At 64.1% G+C, this 17,185-nt stretch carries 18 protein-coding genes; 9 read left to right on the top strand and 9 right to left on the bottom strand.

Annotated features, from left to right (window positions below; translation table 11 throughout):
* Positions 1-72: 72 nt before the first annotated feature.
* Positions 73-585, bottom strand: coding sequence for a DivIVA domain-containing protein (locus tag QF038_RS06205; RefSeq protein WP_307609364.1), 513 nt, complete (start codon positions 583-585; stop codon positions 73-75).
* A 31-nt stretch (positions 586-616) separates the two neighbouring features.
* The gene (locus QF038_RS06200) at positions 617-1,399 is read right to left on the bottom strand and encodes a TIGR00730 family Rossman fold protein (RefSeq protein WP_307609363.1); all 783 of its coding nucleotides are present in this window, start codon (positions 1,397-1,399) and stop codon (positions 617-619) included.
* Between the two features lie 104 nt (positions 1,400-1,503).
* Between QF038_RS06200 and QF038_RS06195 the strand changes: the two genes are divergently transcribed.
* The 4 genes from QF038_RS06195 (at position 1,504) to QF038_RS06180 (ending at position 4,788) form a co-directional block, all read left to right on the top strand.
* A complete protein-coding gene (locus QF038_RS06195) occupies positions 1,504-2,259 on the top strand; it encodes an amino acid ABC transporter ATP-binding protein (protein WP_050054449.1) in 756 nt (251 codons plus the stop codon).
* 70 nt (positions 2,260-2,329) lie between these two features.
* On the top strand, positions 2,330-3,217 hold the full coding sequence (locus tag QF038_RS06190; RefSeq protein WP_307609362.1) for a glutamate ABC transporter substrate-binding protein: 888 nt from the start codon (positions 2,330-2,332) through the stop codon (positions 3,215-3,217).
* An 84-nt stretch (positions 3,218-3,301) separates the two neighbouring features.
* Positions 3,302-3,952 carry an amino acid ABC transporter permease gene (locus tag QF038_RS06185; RefSeq protein ID WP_091415348.1) on the top strand — a complete coding sequence of 217 codons (651 nt, stop codon included), beginning with the start codon at positions 3,302-3,304 and terminating at the stop codon, positions 3,950-3,952.
* Positions 3,949-4,788, top strand: a complete 840-nt coding sequence (locus QF038_RS06180; RefSeq protein WP_307609361.1) for an amino acid ABC transporter permease — start codon at positions 3,949-3,951, stop codon at positions 4,786-4,788. Before QF038_RS06185 ends, QF038_RS06180 begins: the two co-directional genes overlap by 4 nt.
* 114 nt (positions 4,789-4,902) lie before the next feature.
* Here QF038_RS06180 and dapE read toward each other — a convergent pair whose 3' ends face one another.
* Positions 4,903-6,039 carry a succinyl-diaminopimelate desuccinylase gene (dapE, locus tag QF038_RS06175; protein WP_307609360.1) on the bottom strand — a complete coding sequence of 379 codons (1,137 nt, stop codon included), beginning with the start codon at positions 6,037-6,039 and terminating at the stop codon, positions 4,903-4,905.
* Between the two features lie 50 nt (positions 6,040-6,089).
* Here dapE and dapD point away from each other — a divergent pair, with 50 nt between their 5' ends.
* Both dapD and QF038_RS06165 read left to right on the top strand, forming a co-directional pair.
* On the top strand, positions 6,090-7,118 hold the full coding sequence (gene dapD, locus QF038_RS06170; protein WP_307609359.1) for a 2,3,4,5-tetrahydropyridine-2,6-dicarboxylate N-succinyltransferase: 1,029 nt from the start codon (positions 6,090-6,092) through the stop codon (positions 7,116-7,118).
* Between the two features lie 8 nt (positions 7,119-7,126).
* The gene (locus tag QF038_RS06165; RefSeq protein ID WP_307609358.1) at positions 7,127-7,984 is read left to right on the top strand and encodes a hypothetical protein; all 858 of its coding nucleotides are present in this window, start codon (positions 7,127-7,129) and stop codon (positions 7,982-7,984) included.
* A gap of 19 nt (positions 7,985-8,003) precedes the next feature.
* Here the strand turns inward: QF038_RS06165 and QF038_RS06160 are convergent, their stop codons facing one another.
* Both QF038_RS06160 and QF038_RS06155 read right to left on the bottom strand, forming a co-directional pair.
* Complete coding sequence (locus QF038_RS06160; protein WP_307609357.1) at positions 8,004-8,615, bottom strand: hypothetical protein; 612 nt, start codon at positions 8,613-8,615, stop codon at positions 8,004-8,006.
* Between the two features lie 99 nt (positions 8,616-8,714).
* Complete coding sequence (locus QF038_RS06155; RefSeq protein WP_307609356.1) at positions 8,715-9,320, bottom strand: TetR/AcrR family transcriptional regulator; 606 nt, start codon at positions 9,318-9,320, stop codon at positions 8,715-8,717.
* 130 nt (positions 9,321-9,450) lie between these two features.
* Here QF038_RS06155 and galE point away from each other — a divergent pair, with 130 nt between their 5' ends.
* On the top strand, positions 9,451-10,464 hold the full coding sequence (gene galE / locus QF038_RS06150; protein ID WP_307609355.1) for a UDP-glucose 4-epimerase GalE: 1,014 nt from the start codon (positions 9,451-9,453) through the stop codon (positions 10,462-10,464).
* A gap of 73 nt (positions 10,465-10,537) precedes the next feature.
* Here galE and QF038_RS06145 read toward each other — a convergent pair whose 3' ends face one another.
* The 3 genes from QF038_RS06145 to fdxA all read right to left on the bottom strand — a co-directional run bounded on the left by QF038_RS06145 (position 10,538) and on the right by fdxA (position 13,577).
* Complete coding sequence (locus QF038_RS06145; RefSeq protein WP_142061562.1) at positions 10,538-11,824, bottom strand: citrate synthase; 1,287 nt, start codon at positions 11,822-11,824, stop codon at positions 10,538-10,540.
* A gap of 263 nt (positions 11,825-12,087) precedes the next feature.
* Positions 12,088-13,236, bottom strand: coding sequence for a succinyldiaminopimelate transaminase (dapC, locus tag QF038_RS06140; protein WP_307609354.1), 1,149 nt, complete (start codon positions 13,234-13,236; stop codon positions 12,088-12,090).
* A gap of 14 nt (positions 13,237-13,250) precedes the next feature.
* On the bottom strand, positions 13,251-13,577 hold the full coding sequence (gene fdxA, locus QF038_RS06135) for a ferredoxin (protein ID WP_009356972.1): 327 nt from the start codon (positions 13,575-13,577) through the stop codon (positions 13,251-13,253).
* A 150-nt stretch (positions 13,578-13,727) separates the two neighbouring features.
* Here fdxA and QF038_RS06130 point away from each other — a divergent pair, with 150 nt between their 5' ends.
* On the top strand, positions 13,728-13,967 hold the full coding sequence (locus QF038_RS06130; protein ID WP_307609353.1) for a hypothetical protein: 240 nt from the start codon (positions 13,728-13,730) through the stop codon (positions 13,965-13,967).
* 118 nt (positions 13,968-14,085) lie between these two features.
* Here the strand turns inward: QF038_RS06130 and typA are convergent, their stop codons facing one another.
* Positions 14,086-16,014: a translational GTPase TypA gene (gene typA / locus QF038_RS06125; RefSeq protein ID WP_307609352.1), complete on the bottom strand. Its 1,929-nt coding sequence runs from the start codon at positions 16,012-16,014 to the stop codon at positions 14,086-14,088.
* Positions 16,015-16,285: 271 nt separating this feature from the next.
* On the opposite strand from typA, the gene QF038_RS06120 reads away from it, so the two are divergent.
* On the top strand, positions 16,286-17,149 hold the full coding sequence (locus QF038_RS06120) for an SGNH/GDSL hydrolase family protein (protein ID WP_307609351.1): 864 nt from the start codon (positions 16,286-16,288) through the stop codon (positions 17,147-17,149).
* The last annotated feature ends 36 nt before the right edge of the window (positions 17,150-17,185 follow it).

Here is a 17,185-nt window from a genome sequence, read left to right as displayed (position 1 = left end):
CGGCCGCGCGGTAGCGGAGCGACAATGAGTGGACCGACGCCGCCACTCCCGTGCGGCGGCCAGTGGCAGTACTCAAGCCTGGCCCTCCCCTGCTGCCGGCTGCCCTGCACCCGGTTCATGTGGGCCGGGCACAGCTGCGCCGGGCACAGGTGTACCGGGCCCAGAAGTTCCAGGTCTGTTGTTTCCAGGTTCAGGTGCTTCCGGGCCCCCGTCCCCCGGCAAGGCCTCCCCTGCTTCGGTCCCCGCGGCAGGGCCCTGCAGGTCCACGTCCGCAAGCCGGGCCTTCAACGTTTCCACTTCATTCCGGCTGGCCGCCAGCTGGTCCCGCAGTTCGTCAAGCACCTGGTCCACCTGGTCCATCCGGTAGCCCCGCAGGCCCAGGGAGAAACGGACGCTGTCCACGTCCTGGGGCACGGCATTGGCGGGCAGAAGGACCGGCGGCAAGTTGGCCGGCGGCTCCGCCAGGCCGGCATCCAGCACGGCCGGGAGCGGGCGGCCGCCCTGCTTGCCAGCCCGGCCCCCCACGCTTGCCCAGATGACGGCGCCGATCAGCAGCACGGCAAGGAAGACCAGGAAAAAGCTCACTACCCCATGGTGCCAGACCTGGCGGCCATGGTTACTCCGGCCGCTGTTCGCCGTTCAGTGAAGGGGTAACCCCCACGCCCAGCACGCGGTTCACTGCTTCAGCCGGATCATCCACCACCTGGATCAAGTCCAGGTCCTTGGCCGAGACCATGCCTTCGGCCACCAGGGTTCCCTTGATCCACTCAATCATTGGGCCCCAGAAGTCCACGCCAAGCAGCACGATCGGGAACGAGGTCACCTTGCGGGTCTGGACCAGGACCATGGCTTCAAAGAGTTCGTCCAGGGTGCCAAGGCCGCCGGGCAGGACGATGAATCCCTGGGCATATTTCACGAACATGGTCTTGCGGGCGAAAAAGTACCGGAAGTTGATGCCCAGGTCCACCCACTGGTTCAGCCCCTGCTCAAACGGAAGCTCGATGCCCAGTCCCACGGACACCCCGTTGCCTTCAACGGTGCCGCGGTTGGCCGCTTCCATCGAACCAGGTCCGCCTCCGGTGATAACGGCGACACCGGCTTCGGCCAGCTTCCGGCCCACCTCCACGCCCATCTCGTAATAGTGGCTGCCGGGCTTTGTCCGGGCAGATCCGAAGACGCTCACGGCCGGGCCAAGGTCAGCCAAGGCCCCGAAACCCTCCACGAATTCGCTTTGGATCCTCATGACGCGCCACGGATCCGTGTGCACAAACTGGCCGGGCCCCTTGGTATCAAGCAGATGCTGGTCGGACATTTCCACGGCCGCCTGCTTGCGGCGAAGCTCAAGGGGTCCCTTACGGCGCGGCTGGGTGTTTTTGGCCGGATCTGCACTGATGCTCATTCCCCTAGGCTAACCTGCCCGTGCGAGGTATCTCTTGAATCACGATCCGCAGGAACCTGGGGTGATTCCCGTCATAAGGTGCCGTTGTTCGCTAGATTCTTCCTATGACTACTCATGTGCCCGGCGATGCCCTCGTCTCCCTGAACGCCGTAAACAAGCATTACGGCCAGCTGCACGTTTTGAAGGACATCAATCTGCAGGTCCGCAAGGGCGAGGTTGTTGTGGTCATCGGGCCTTCGGGCTCCGGTAAGTCCACCTTGTGCCGCGCCATCAACCGTCTTGAAACCATTGAAGGCGGCACCATCAGCATCGACGGAAAGGTCCTCCCCGAGGAAGGCAAGGAACTCGCGCAGCTCCGTGCCGACGTCGGAATGGTCTTCCAGTCGTTCAATCTCTTCGCGCACAAAACCATCCTCGAAAACGTCACGCTCGGCCCCATCAAGGTCAAGGGTGTTGCGAAGGCCACCGCGGACAAGGACGCCATGGCGCTGCTTGAACGCGTGGGAGTCGGACACCAGGCTCCGAAGCTGCCCGCCCAGCTGTCCGGTGGCCAGCAGCAGCGCGTCGCCATTGCCCGCGCCCTTGCCATGAAGCCCAAGGTCATGCTGTTCGACGAACCCACCTCAGCGCTGGACCCCGAAATGATTAACGAGGTCCTGGATGTGATGGTCCAGCTCGCCAAGGAGGGCATGACCATGATCGTGGTCACCCACGAAATGGGCTTCGCCCGCAAGGCTGCCGACCGCGTGGTCTTTATGGCAGACGGCCAGATCGTCGAGGACGCCACGCCTGAAGAGTTCTTCACCAATCCCAAGAGCGACCGTGCCAAGGATTTCCTCTCCAAGCTCCTCACACACTGAAACACCTACGAACAAACACTCCCAGTTCGCACCCAGGCCGTGACCCACGGCCACCAATGAAAGGAATGTCATGAAGGCATTTTTGACCCGGCGGAAGTCATTTGTTGTGGCGGCTACCGCTGCCCTCGCACTGTCCCTCAGCGCCTGCGGCGGTGGCGGCACCGGTACCACCAGCGACCCCACCGTGGCTGAGAAGCCCACCTTCGCGGCCGGCACCACCATGGAAAAGCTCGCTTCGGCCGGCACCATCAAGATCGGCACCAAGTACGACCAGCCGCTCTTCGGCCAGGTCGGCCTGGACGGCAAGCCTGTCGGCTTCGACGTTGAAATCGGCAAGCTGATCGCCGCCAAGCTGGGTATCTCCGCGGACAAGATCGAGTGGTCCGAGACGGTGTCCGCCAACCGCGAACCGTTCATTGAGCAGGGCAAGGTTGACCTGGTCATCGCCACATACACCATCAACGACAAGCGCAAGCAGGTTGTCAGCTTTGCCGGGCCGTACTACGAGGCTGGCCAGGCGCTGATGGTGAACAAGGACAACGACACCATCAAGAAGCCTGAAGACGTCAAGGGCAAGAAGGTCTGCTCGGTTACGGGTTCCACCCCGGCCGCGACCATCGTGGACAAGTACGGCGCAGAACTCGTCCCCGCCGCCACCTACTCCGCCTGCCTTGAACCGCTGCGCAACAAGCAGGTTGAAGCCGTCACCACGGACAACGTGATCCTCGCCGGCTTCGTGGACAAGGAACCGGATGCCTTCAAGCTCGCCTCCGACGAGACCTTCACCAAGGAGCCCTATGGCATCGGCCTGAAGAAGGACGATACCGAGTTCCGCAACTGGATCAACGACCAGCTGGAGGCATTCGACAAGGACGGCTCTTACAAGAAGGCCTGGGAAGCAACCGCAGGTTCAGTCATCAAGACTGCCCCTGAGCTGCCCGAAATCAACCGTTACTAAGTAACGCAGTGGTTGCCGGGGCAGTTCCACTGCCCCGGCAACCACGGCCTTCATACCCGTCCACGCCCACAGCCAAAGGATCCAATGGACGTCATTCTTGAAAACCTGCCCTTGTATTGGAACGGTTTTCTCCGCACGCTTTTCCTCTCCGTAGTTTCCGGGGTCATCGCACTGGTGCTCGGAACCCTGCTCGCGGCAGCCAGGGTTTCCCCCGTGGCAGCGCTCCGCGGCTTCAGCACCGTCTATGTGGAAGTTCTCCGGAACACTCCGCTGACCATCGCTTTCTTCTTCGCAGCCATCGTCCTCCCCCGGCTCGGAGTGAAGTTCGAGCAGTTCGAAATAGCCGCAATTATCGCCCTCAGCACTTACACCGCAGCGTTCATCGCCGAAGCTGTCCGCTCAGGTGTCAACAGCGTCCCGGTGGGCCAGGCCGAGGCCGCCCGGAGTATCGGCATGAACTTCGGGCAGGTCCTGAACCTCATCATCCTTCCCCAGGCATTGCGGACGGTGATCCCGCCGCTGATCAATATCCTGATCGCCCTGGTGAAGAACTCCTCCGTGGCCGGCGCCTTCTTTGTCCTTGAACTGTTCGGCTACGGCCGGCAACTGGCCAACGCCAACGGTGACGCCGTGATCCCCGTCCTGCTCGGCGTAGCCTTCTTCTATCTGCTCCTCACCGTTCCGCTGGGCATCCTGGCCAGTACGGTGGAACGAAAGGTGGCGATTGCCCGATGAGCTCGGTACTCTACGACGTTCCCGGCCCCAAAGCCCGCCGGATCTCCCTGATCGGTTCAATTGTCGGTTCGCTGCTGATCCTGGGCCTGCTCGCCTGGATCATCATGACCTTCGCCCAACAGGGGATTTTTGAGAGCCGCAGGTGGCAGATCTTCACCCGCGCCGATGTCTGGACGCTGCTGGGCAACGGCCTGGGTGCCACGCTCAGCGCCGCCGCACTGGCCGCCGTGATCGCCTTCCCGTTGGGACTGGCTCTCTGCCTGCTGCGCATCTCGGATGTGGCGTTCATCCGGATTCCCATCCGGGTGGTGCTGGAATTCCTCCGCGGCATGCCCGTGGTCCTGATGATGCTGTTCGTCCTGCTGGGGTTTGGCACCTCGCCCTTCATCGCCGTCGTCACCGGCCTGGTGCTGTACAACTCGGCAGTGTTCGCGGAGATCATCCGGGCCGGCATCCAGTCGCTGCCGAAAGGGCAACGCGAAGCGGGCCTGGCCATTGGCCTGACCAGCTTCAAGTCCCGCATGCTGATCGAACTGCCGCAGGCAATCCGTCGCATGATGCCTTCGCTGGTGGCGCAGATGGTGGTGCTCCTCAAGGACACGTCCCTGGGCTACATCGTGGCGTACGGCGAGCTCCTGCGTGCGGTACAGGTGATGGCAGACTTCCTTGGAACCCAGTTCCTGTTCCCCATATTCTTTGTGGCCGCGGCGATTTACATCGCCATCAACATCCTCGTATCCCGGATTGCGGTCATGATTGAGCGCAGGGGTTCGAAGAAGGCAGCGGGCGGTGTGGCCAAGGCCGAACCCGAAAAGGCCGAAGCCCCCGTTCCATAACAGATCAAACAACAGTGGCCCGGACCGCGCCCCTTTTGGGTTCCCGCGGTCCGGGCCACTGCTGTTTAAGAAACCCTGCTGTTTAAGAAACCCTCCGCCCATGGCCCTTGAGGGTCAGCCTGCCAGCCATTCCTCCAGCGCCCGCAGGCACTTCCGGATGGCATCCGCATCCACGTGCTCGTTGTCTTTGTGCGCCAGCAGGGCGTCCCCCGGGCCGAAGTTCACCGCCGGGATTCCCAGCTCACTGAAACGGGCGACGTCGGTCCAACCGTATTTGGGCTTTGGCTCGGCTCCCACCGCGGCAACAAAGGAAGCGGCGGCGGGGTGCTGGAGCCCGGGCCGTGCCCCGGCGGCAGCGTCCGTGCGGACCACGTCGAAGCCTTCAAGGAGTTTCCGCACCACGGCTTCGGCCTGGTCCGGCGTCTTGTCCGGGGCAAACCGGTAGTTGATCTCCACCACGCACCGGTCCGGGATCACATTTCCGGCAGTTCCGCCGTTGATTCTTACGGCGTTCAGGCTCTCGCGGTAATCCAGGCCGTCCACGTTCACCGTCAGGGGTTCGTAGGCAGCCAGCCGGGCCAGGATCGGCGCCGCCGCGTGGATGGCGTTGCTGCCCATCCAGGCCCGGGCGGAGTGGGCGGCCTCCCCCACCGTTGTCGCTTCGAACCTGCTGGTGCCGTTGCAGCCACCCTCCACGGTGCCGTCAGTGGGTTCGAGCAGGATGGCGAAGTCGCCATCAAGCAGGTCGCCGTGGTTCCGGACCAGCCTGCCCAGGCCGCTCTTGACAGCCTCCACTTCCTCGTGGTCGTAAAAAACAAAGGTGACGTCCCGTTTCGGCGCGGTCCCGCCGTCGAACATTCTGGCAGCCAGCGCGAGCTGCACGGCCACGCCGCCCTTCATATCGGTGGCACCGCGTCCGTACAGGACACCAACGCCGGGGATCCCGGACTCCCAGCTGGACGGAACCGTACCCAGGGACCCCTCGGCCAGGGGCAATGGAACGGTGTCCAGGTGTCCTGCCAGGATGACGCGTTCGGCGTTGCCCAGCTCTGTCCGGGCAATGATGGCATCCCCGTCCCGCACAATGTGCAGTTGCGGGATGGCGCGCAGGGCGGCTTCGACGGCGTCAGCCAGTTCCGTTTCGTTGCCGGACACACTGTTGATGTCCATGATCGCTGCCGTCAGGAGCGCAACGTCCTGGCGGAGGTCGAGGGGAAGGATGGAAGATTCCGGAGCGGTTTCGGCAGTCACGAAGCCAGTCTAGTTCGGAGCAGGTCCCCGCCCGTCGATAGACTGGGGCAATGACTGAGACTGCTTCCTCCGCTGTGCCCGAAACCCAGACTGCCCCCACTGAAGAACGCTCCGCCTATGGCTTCGGCGTGGCCACCATTGCCGTTGCCAATGGTGATGCCACCGTCCTGGACGTCTGGTTCCCCGCGCCCTCGCTGGGCGTCGTTGCCGAACACCTGCGGGCAGTGGAAAACGCGGATGAGGCACTCACCCGGATCGCCGACGCCGGTACAGACGAGGACCGCGGCACCGAGCAGAAGGTGGTCTTCGTCCAGATCAACCTCGATGAGGCCCCGGCCGATACCGCTGACGCCTACCTGCGCCTGCACCTGCTCTCACACCGGCTGGTCCGCCCGAACACGATCAACCTGGACGGAATTTTCGGCAAGCTGCCCAACGTTGTCTGGACCAACTTCGGTCCCGCCGCCGTGGAAGGCTTCGAACTGACCCGGGCCCGGCTGCGCCGCCGCGGCGCGGTGACTGTTTACGGCATCGACAAATTCCCGCGCATGGTGGACTATGTTGTGCCCACCGGGGTCAGGATCGCCGACGCCGACCGCGTCCGCCTGGGTGCGCACCTCGCTGAGGGCACCACTGTGATGCATGAAGGCTTCGTCAACTTCAACGCCGGCACCCTGGGCACCTCCATGGTTGAGGGCCGGATTTCCGCCGGCGTGGTCACCGGCGACGGCAGCGACGTCGGCGGCGGCGCGTCCATCATGGGCACCCTGTCCGGCGGTGGCAAGGAAAAGATCACCATCGGCGAGCGGGTCCTGCTCGGCGCCAACTCCGGCGTGGGCATCAGCATTGGTGATGATTCCGTGGTGGAAGCCGGCCTCTACGTGACGGCAGGGACCCGCGTGCGTGTACCCGGCCCCAAGGACGAGGTGGGCGAGGACACCACCAAGATCGTCAAGGCCGCCGAACTCTCCGGGGTCCCCAACCTGCTCTTCCGCCGCAACTCCACCACCGGCGCCGTGGAGGTACTCCCCCGTGCCGGCCAGACCGTGGAACTGAACGACGCCCTGCACGCCAACTGATCCCTTTCATGGCACGAAGACGCGGCCTGCGCCGCCTGTTGGTGCTGCTGCTTGCCCTCGCACTCGTGGCCGGCGGCGTCTATGCGGCGGTGTTTTTTGTGCAGCGCTCCGAGACCCTTGTTTCGGAGCGCTGCACCGCCGTCGTCAGTGGCAAGACGGCGGAATTGGCTCCGGACCAGGCTGTCAACGCTTCCCTGATCACCGCTGTTGCGGTCCAGCGCGGCCTCCCGCCCCGGGCCGCCACCATAGCCTTGGCTACCGCCATGCAGGAGTCCAAGCTCCGCAATATCGAACATGGCGATCAGGCCGGCCCGGATTCGCGGGGGCTGTTCCAGCAGCGGCCCTCACAGGGCTGGGGAAGCGAAGAGCAGATCATGGACCCCTTTTACGCGACGAACGCCTTTTACGACGCACTGGTCCAGATCCCCGGCTACGAGTCGATGGAGATCACCGAAGCTGCGCAGCGGGTGCAGCGATCGGCGTTTCCCACCGCCTACGCCCAGCACGAGCAGATGGGGCGCTTTTTTGCCTCCGGGCTGTCCGGCCAGACCCCCGAAGCCATTCGATGCACCCTCCGCTCGGCAGATGCCGCCGGAGATCCGGCGGCCGTTTCTGACAAGCTTTCCCAGGCCTACGGACTCTCTGTTTCCGCCGTTGAAGGCCAAACCCTGCTGGTGGAAGCTGACGGCAACCAGGCATGGTCCGTGGCGCAATGGGCCGTAGCCAATGCCAAGACCCTTAAGGTGACACAGGTGGAAGTTGCCGGGCGGACCTGGGAGCGCGACGAGCGGGACGGCTGGCGGGAGTCGGCGGTCCCGGACGGCCAGGTGCGGATTACGGTGTCGCCGGCAGGCACGGGAGCCTGAGGCGCCCGTCCGGCCTTTTCTAGACGAGGATTTCCACCACAGGCTGGACGTAGCTGCGGAACAGCTCCGGCTGGCCCATCAACTGGTGGCTCATAATGATTTTGTCGGGCTCCAAGTACCAGGCCCGCTGTTCGTTCAACGGCAGTTCAATGATGGTCAGCTTGAAGTCGCGGGCGTTGCGGCCCACTTCCATCAGCCGGTCATCCACCATGTCCTCCAACAGCTGGTCTGCACCATTGGCGGCCCTTTCAGCTTCAAGCTCGGCATACTCGCTCCTGCGTTCCCGCGCCCAGGTCAGGGCCGAGCCGAAATGCGCCTGGAGTACCCGCTGCAGGGCGGGCGAATTGCCGAAGGCCTCGAAATCGGGCGGGGAAAGTTCCGGCGACGTCTGCGGATGTGCCTTCAGCAACTGCTCCCACCACGCCTCCCATTCTGTCTTGAGCCCGCTGAAGCCCCCGACGTCGGCAGTCAGGTGGGAATGATCGGCATGACGGATCTTGGGAGCTGCATGGGAAAGCGCCGGGTGGCCAGCGCCGTCGAGTCCGGCGGCATCGCGGATATACAGGGCGATCATCATCGGTCCGGACGTGTCGGTGGTGATCTGCCACCCGGAACCGGTCTTTTGCTGCATCCGAGGTCCTTCCCTGGCGCGCTCCTGCCGGGTCTGGTGATCCGGTGTCGCGCCCCCGGCTATCAGTCTATTCCCCTGAGTTGCCGACGTTAATGAAATTCACCGTGCCAACCCGTCAAGGTGCCGCTCCAGGACATCGGTGCACATCCGGGCAGTCATCCAGCCGGGCTGCAGGAGGGTATGCATGCACAGGCCGTCCAGTGTGGCAAGGAGCCTCTCCGCCTCCACCACCATCACCTCTTCGGATTTCCCGGGCAGCAGCACGGTGATCACGCTGCCCATGACGGCGGCCACCTCGCGATGGCTGCGGTCCGCCTCTGCGGACAGGAAAGGCTTGATCCTGGCGGCATTGCGGAATGCCATCCAGACGCACGCCTCCACGGCCCGCTGTTCGTCCAGCGGCAGGAGTTCGCCCAGCAGTGTTAAAACGGCGGTGCGTCCTTCCGCACTTGCGGGCGGGTGGTCCTGCACTCCAGGCAATGCGTCCTGCAGCCTGGCCACGATGCTGTCTATAACGGTCGCGAAGGAGAAGGCCAGCAGTTCATCGCTACCGGCAAAGTAATGCCGCACGGAACCGACCGCGAGCCCAGCCTCGTCTGCCACTTCCCGCAGCGAAGCCCTTTCCAATCCGTCGACGGCGATGATCCGCCAAACTGCTTCCACCACTTCCTGGCGCCGGGCTCCGGCGTGAACGATTTTAGGCACTCCTCCTATTTAGCACACCTGTGCCCTCATCGCAGGCCTGTCCGCCGGTCGGCCCGTAAAGCACCGTCATCCTGCCCGGAAGTTGGCCCCAACCGGCGCCACAGGTGACACTTGGGATAGCGTTGAGAGCATGAAAATTCTGGTTACAGGGGGCACCGGGTACATCGGTTCCCACACTGTTTTGTCCCTGCAGGAAGCCGGCCATGACGTGCTGGTCATCGACAACCTGGTCAACTCCAGCGAGGAGTCCCTCCGCCGGGTCGCAGAGCTCACCGGCAAAACAGCACAGTTCCACCACGTGGACCTCGTGGACGAGGCCGCCGTCGAGAAGGTTTTCGCCGAGAACAATGTCGATGCCGTGATCCACTTCGCCGGGCTCAAGGCAGTTGGCGAATCCGTCCGCGAACCCCTGAGCTACTACTACAACAACCTCGTCGGAACCCTGAACCTGATCCGGGCCATGGACCGGCACAATGTCCGCTCCATCGTCTTCAGCTCCTCCGCCACCGTCTACGGCGAACACAACCCCGTCCCCTACGTCGAGAAAATGGAGATCGGCGCCAACAACCCCTACGGCCGCACCAAGGAACAGATCGAGGACATCCTCTCCGACCTCGGGGCTGCCGACACCCGCTGGCACATCGCCCTGCTGCGCTACTTTAACCCCGTCGGGGCCCACCCCTCCGGGCGGATTGGCGAAGACCCCCAAGGCATCCCCAACAATCTGGTCCCCTTCATCGCCCAGGTCGCGGTGGGCCGGCGAGAGAAGCTCATGGTCTTCGGTGGCGACTACGACACCCCGGACGGGACCTGCCTGCGCGACTACATCCACGTCGTGGACCTCGCCGAAGGCCACCTCGCCGCCCTGAACCACATCACCGACCGCACCGGGGTGTTCCGCTGGAACCTCGGCTCCGGCACCGGCTCGTCAGTCCTGGAGGTCCTGCGCTCCTTCGAAAAAGCCGTTGGCAAGCCCATCCCCTACGAGATCACCGCCCGCCGCGCCGGCGACCTGCCTGCCTTCTGGGCCGACGCCACCTCAGCCCTCGCCGACCTCAGCTGGTCCACCACCAAAACCATCGACCAGATGTGCGAAGACCACTGGCGCTGGCAAAAAAACAACCCCCAGGGATACAACTCCTAGCCTGGTGATTAACAACGAACGGCCGCCCACCTCGATGAGGTGGGCGGCCGCCGTCGTATGGGGCCAGCAGAGATCAGCGGGCGGGGTAGTCCCGCTCCGGCTCGCCGATGTAGAGCTGGCGCGGGCGGCCGATCTTGGTGTTCGGGTCGCTGATCATTTCGCGCCACTGGGCAATCCAGCCGGGGAGGCGGCCGATGGCGAAGAGCACAGTGAACATCTTCTCCGGGAAGCCCATGGCCTTGTAGATGAGGCCGGTGTAGAAGTCCACGTTCGGGTAGAGCTTGCGCTGGATGAAGTAATCATCGTTAAGCGCCTTCTCTTCCAGGCGCAGGGCGATGTCCAGCAGTTCGTCGTTGCCGCCGAGCTTGCTAAGGATCTCGTGGGCCGTGGCCTTGACGATCTTGGCGCGCGGATCGTAGTTCTTGTAGACGCGGTGCCCGAAGCCCATGAGGCGGACGCCGTCTTCCTTATTCTTGACCTTCTCCATGTAGTCCTCGGGCTTGGTGCCCTCGGCCTGGATCTGGCGGAGCATCTTCAGTACCGCCTCGTTGGCGCCGCCGTGGGCCGGGCCGAAGAGGGCGTTGATGCCTGCGGAGACGGATGCGAACAGGTTGGCGTTGGAGGAACCCACCAGGCGGACCGTGGAGGTGGAGCAGTTCTGCTCGTGGTCCGCGTGCAGGATGAGGAGCAGGTCCAGTGCCTTTGCCACGATCGGGTCCACCTCGTACTGCTCTGCCGGAAGCCCGAAGCTGAGGCGCAGGAAGTTCTCCACGAGGTTGTGCGAGTTGTCCGGGTACAGCATTGGCTGGCCGATGGACTTCTTGTGGGCGTAGGCCGCGATAACCGGAAGCTTGGCCATGAGGCGGATGGTGGAAACTTCCACCTGCTCGGCGTTGAACGGGTCCAGCGAGTCCTGGTAGAACGTGGACAGCGCCGAAACGGCCGAGGACAGGACAGGCATGGGGTGCGCGTCCCGCGGGAAGCCGCCGAAGAAGCCTTTGAGTTCCTCGTGCAGCAGGGTGTGCCGGCGGATCTTCTGGTCGAATTCGTCCAGCTCCGTGGGAGTGGGCAGGTTGCCGTAAATAAGCAGGTAGGACACCTCGAGGAAGCTGGAGTGCTGCGCCAGCTGTTCGATGGGGTATCCGCGGTAGCGCAGGATGCCAGCATCGCCGTCGATGTAGGTGATAGCCGAGGTTGTGGCTGCTGTGTTCATGAAGCCGGGGTCAAAGGTGACTGCGCCCGTCTGCTTCAGCAGTTTGGAAACGTCGTAGCCTTCGTTCCCTTCAACAACCTGGATGCGCGGCAGCTTAAGCTCGCCTCCTGCATGGAGCAGGGTCGCAGCATTGTTGGTCTCAGTCATGGAGTCCCCTTCATGAGGCGTCTGGGCCTCTGTCGAAAGCTTGATCCAACATCAGGTGAGCCGCGCACGAAGCCTGAGAAGACAGGTTCCAACACCCGGGCTGCCTTCTTGTAGAAAGCCACCATTGATAGTCACTTAAAAAGTACCCGCTCCTTGGCGGGTGCCACTAATCCGCGACGTTCCAAAAGGCCCTAAACTGCATCGGATGTGTCCGGAGTCACACCATTGTTACGGACCTGCACCAGCTGCGGCAGCCGCGCTGGTTACGGCGCCGAAGCCAGCCGGGCCACGGCGGCGTCGATCCTTTCGTCTGTTCCGGTGAGGGCCACACGGACGTAGCCGTTGCCCGCCTCACCGTAGAAGACGCCGGGACCCACCACGATGCCGCGCTCCGCCAGCCGGGCTACCGTGTCCCAGGTACTCTCTCCCGCCGTCGACCAAAGGTAGAGGCCGGCGTCGGATTCCTTGATCTCCAGCCCGAAATCCAGCAGCGCCGGAACCAACCGTTCCCGGCGGCCGCGGTACAGGTCCTTCTGGGCCTCAACATGCACGTCGTCGGCCAGCGCCACCCTCATGGCTTCCTGCACCGGGTAGGGCACGATCATGCCCGCGTGCTTGCGGCTGTTGACGAGGTTGGGCATCAGGTCCGGATCGCCGGCCACAAATGCTGCCCGGTAGCCGGCCACGTTGGACTGCTTGCTCAGCGAGTACACGGCGAGCAGGCCCTGGTGGGATCCGCCGGCCACCCGCGGGTCCAGGATGCTTGGGACAGGCTGGCCGCCGCGCTGGACATCCCAGTCGCCCCAGCCCAGCTCCGCGTAGCATTCGTCGGACGCCACCACGGCGCCCAGTTCCCGGGCCTGCTCCACGAGCGCCTTCAGGGATTCGACGCCGCGGACGCTGCCCGTGGGGTTTCCGGGGGAATTGACCCAGATCAGCCGGACACGCGAGCGGGTGGCGTCATCGAGCTCGTCCAGGTTGTCCGTGGCCACCGAGGTGACGCCGGCGAGCGTTGCGCCGATATCGTACGTGGGGTAGGCAACCTTCGGGCGTACGACGACGTCGCCCGGCTTGAGCCCGAGCAGGAGCGGGAGCCAGGCCACGAGTTCCTTCGAGCCCACAGTGGGCATGATGTTGCGGGGGTCCAGTCCGGCCACACCGCGGCGGCGTTCGAACCATCCGGCAACGGCTTCCCGCAGGGCAGGCGTGCCGTGTACCGTGGGGTAACCGGGGGCGTCGGCGGCGGCCTTCAGGGCGTCCTGGATCAGCGCCGGCGTGGGATCCACCGGAGTACCAATGGACAGGTTGACGGCTCCCCCGGGATGCTCCGAGGCCTTCGCGAGATACGGCGCCATGGCCTCCCACGGGTAGTCGGGCAGGTCAAGGCCAAACGTATTCACAGCTGCGGTCACCGTTCCAGCCTGCGTCAGTGGTCTTGGTTCTGCGGGGGCAGTGCGGCGATCATCGGGTGGTCCTTGCCGGTGTTGCCGATCTTCGCGGCGCCGCCCGGTGAGCCGAGGTCGTCGAAGAACTCAACGTTGGCCTTGTAGTAGTCGGCCCACTCGTCCGGGGTGTCGTCCTCGTAGTAGATGGCCTCCACCGGGCATACCGGTTCGCAGGCTCCGCAGTCGACGCATTCGTCCGGATGGATGTACAGCGAACGCTCACCCTCATAGATGCAGTCGACCGGGCATTCTTCGATACATGCCTTGTCCTTGACATCTACACACGGCTGCGCGATTACGTACGTCACGTCCCTTGCCTCTCCACGTTGGTTCCGGCGTCCCGCCGGCTCTTGCGTCCGGCAACCTGGCCGGACTCTTGACATCTGAGCCTATTATCTCCCAGCCCGTTACTGCGAACCTAGCCGGGCTCCTTGTGTGAAGCCATTTAGTATGAAGTGGTGAGTCTACCTGCCCCCTCCCCCGCCGGGTTCCTCCGCGCCGCCGCTTCCGGAACACGCGTAGTTGTGCGGTACCGCGTCGAGGGCGGGCTCACGGACGCACTGGGGCACCTGGTAGCGTGCGACGCCGGTGCGTGCACCATCCGCACCCGGCAGGCCGACGTCGTGATCCCCCTTGAGGTTGTTGTGGCAGCCAAGGAGGTTCCGCCGGCGCCGGAGCGGCGGAGGCCCCGCGCCTGAGCCGGGTCTCAGTGCGCAGGGACTGCCCCTGCGCAGCGAACCGGGGTTCACTGCGCACCGCGGTACGAAGAAAGCCACCGGCGGGTGCCGGTGGCTTTCTTTGGAACTACGGTGTTTGCTAGGCCTTGGCGCGGGCGCGGTTGGCCTTTGCACGCTCGTTGGTGTCCAGGATTACCTTGCGGATGCGGATGGCCTCCGGGGTTACCTCGACGCACTCGTCTTCGCGGGCGAATTCGAGCGACTCTTCGAGGGTGAGGTCACGCGGCGGGGTCAGGTTCTCGAAGGTGTCCGAGGAAGCGGCACGCATGTTGGTGAGCTTCTTTTCCTTCGTGATGTTGACGTCCATGTCGTCGGCGCGGGAGTTCTCGCCAACAATCATGCCCTCGTAGACCTCGGAGGTGGGCTTGACGAAGAAGGAACCGCGCTCCTGCAGGTTGATCATGGCGAACGGGGTCACCACGCCGGCGCGGTCAGCGACCATGGAGCCGTTGGTGCGGTACTCGATGGGGCCGGCCCAGGGCTCGTAGCCCTCGGAGATGGAGGCCGCGATGCCGGCACCGCGGGTGTCCGTGAGGAACTTGGTGCGGAAGCCGATCAGGCCACGGGCGGGAACGATGAATTCCATGCGGCACCATCCCGTGCCGTGGTTGGCCATGTTGGTCATGCGGCCCTTGCGGGCTGCCATCAGCTGGGTGACGGCGCCGAGGTACTCTTCGGGTACGTCGATGGTCATGTGTTCCATCGGCTCGTGGATCTTGCCGTCGATGGTCTTGGTGACGACCTGCGGCTTGCCCACGGTCAGTTCGAAGCCTTCGCGGCGCATCTGCTCCACAAGGATGGCCAGGGCGAGCTCGCCGCGGCCCTGGACTTCCCAGGCGTCAGGACGCTCGGTGGGGAGCACCTTGATGGAGACGTTACCGATCAGCTCCTTGTCCAGGCGGTCCTTCACCTGGCGCGCGGTAACCTTGGCACCCTTGACCTTGCCGGCCAGCGGGGAAGTATTGATACCGATGGTCATGGAGATCGCGGGATCGTCCACGGTGATCAGCGGCAGCGGCTGCGGGTTCTCGGCATCGGTCAGGGTTTCACCAATGGTGATTTCCTCGATGCCGGCGACGGCGACGATCTCGCCCGGGCCGGCGGACTCAGCCGGGACGCGCTCCAGAGCCTTGGTGGCAAGCAGTTCCGTGATCTTGACGTTCTTGAGCTCACCGTTGGCCCGTGCCCAAGCCACGGTCTGGCCCTTGCGCAGGGTGCCGTTGTAGATACGGAGCAAGGCGAGGCGGCCGAGGAACGGGGAAGCGTCCAGGTTGGTGACGTGCGCCTGCAGGACACCCTCCGGGTTGTAAGTCGGGGCCGGGATGTGCTCGATAATGGTCTGGAACAGCGGCTCCAGGTCTTCGTTCTCCGGGGCGGCGCCGTTGGCAGGCTGCTCGAGGGAGGCGCGGCCAACCTTGGCTGCGGCGTATACGACCGGGACGTTGAGGATCTTGTCCAGGTCGAGGTCCGGAACCTCGTCCGCGAGGTCGGAGGCGAGGCCCAGGAGCAGGTCCATGGACTCGTGCACGACTTCGTCGATCCGAGCGTCGGGGCGGTCGGTCTTGTTGACCAGCAGGATCACCGGCAGGTGCGCGGCGAGGGCCTTACGCAGCACGAAGCGGGTCTGCGGCAGCGGGCCTTCAGAAGCATCAACGAGGAGGACGACGCCGTCGACCATGGACAGGCCGCGCTCCACCTCGCCGCCGAAGTCGGCGTGGCCGGGGGTGTCGATAACGTTAATCGTGATGGTCTCGCCCTTGGAGGACGGGCCGTTGTAGGCCACGGTGGTGTTCTTGGCCAGGATGGTGATGCCCTTTTCGCGTTCCAGGTCACCGGAGTCCATCACGCGGTCTTCGAGGTGGTTATGCTCGGCAAAGGAGTGGGTCTGCTTGAGCATGGCGTCGACCAGGGTGGTCTTGCCGTGGTCAACGTGGGCCACGATCGCGACGTTGCGCAGGTCACTGCGCGATGCAGTGGCTACCGCGGTGTTGGTGGTGGTTTCAGACATGCGTAAAGGCTCGATTCAGTGGTGAAAGTCAGCTGTTGTATCGCGACATTTCCAACTGGAACGCACGACGGATCAGGCCCTTTGCACAGGGCTGCTTCCCCCAGTCTAGCGTCTGCGGCATTAATAGGCCTAAATTTTCCACCGCCTGCAGGCCCGGCAGCCGCCCTGCGCCAACGAGGCCAGCGAAAATCAGTGACCAAAATCACTGGCCAAACCTGCCTCCATGCCACATGATTGCTCTGACACTCCATGCAAGCCCGAAAGACACCACATGCGAAAAGCCCAGGCCCGGACCCGCTCTGCGGCGTCCGGAGCCGCCGCCGTGATCGTGGTGTCCAGCCTTCTTGCCTTGTCCGGCTGCGGAATGCCGGCCGGGTCTTCTGCCTCTTCCCAAGTGCAGGCCGCCGCTGCGGGGCAGCCCGGGACTGCCGCAACAAATAAGGCTGCGGCCGGTTCACGAATCCTCAATCCGGCTAATGGGCGGCTTGAAGCCGTGGTCCCCAACATCAGCAGGACGGTTCTCCTGATTGGGGACTCTCAATCGGAACCAGCGGATGGCTGGCCCCGCCAAGGCCTGGAGGCCGCGGGGTACCAGGTGTACTACTGCGGGCGTGGCGGCACCGGGTTCGTGTCCGCCAACGGAAAAACGGGCAACTACATTGATGCCCTCCTGCGGGGTGACTGGCTCCTGCCTTCCGGTACACCGGCGCTCATCGTTATCCAGGGCGGCGGCAACGATGCTACAACCGGAGCATCGGACAGCCGGATCACCGGCAACGCAGAGCGTTTGATCGCTGAGCTCAGGACCCGCTACCCGGGAACCCGCATTGCGATGATTGGGACGCTGGCCCGCGGCGAAGGCAACGGGGGCGGGCGCCGGACGGAGGTTGATACGCTGCTGGGCTCGGTAGCCGCCGCACACAACCTCCCCTTTGTTTCCGTGGGCGACTGGCTCACCAGGTACGGCCTGGCCAAGGACCTCGCGGACTCAGTGCATATGAATCCCAACGGCCGCCGCGCACTGGGGGTCCTGCTGGAGCGCCGGCTCCGGGACCTGCGTTTGGAGCGGAAGCTGATCGTGGAGCAGGCGCCGGCTTTGGCGGCCGGAAGCGGGACCGATTCCTTCCAGGACTGACAGGGTTTAAACGTGTGGAGCCGGAGCCAACAGGCT

Origin of the sequence: Pseudarthrobacter sp. W1I19 (assembly GCF_030817835.1) — a bacterium.
Lineage (GTDB): Bacteria > Actinomycetota > Actinomycetes > Actinomycetales > Micrococcaceae > Arthrobacter.
This window is presented reverse-complemented; position numbering and strand designations above follow the sequence as displayed.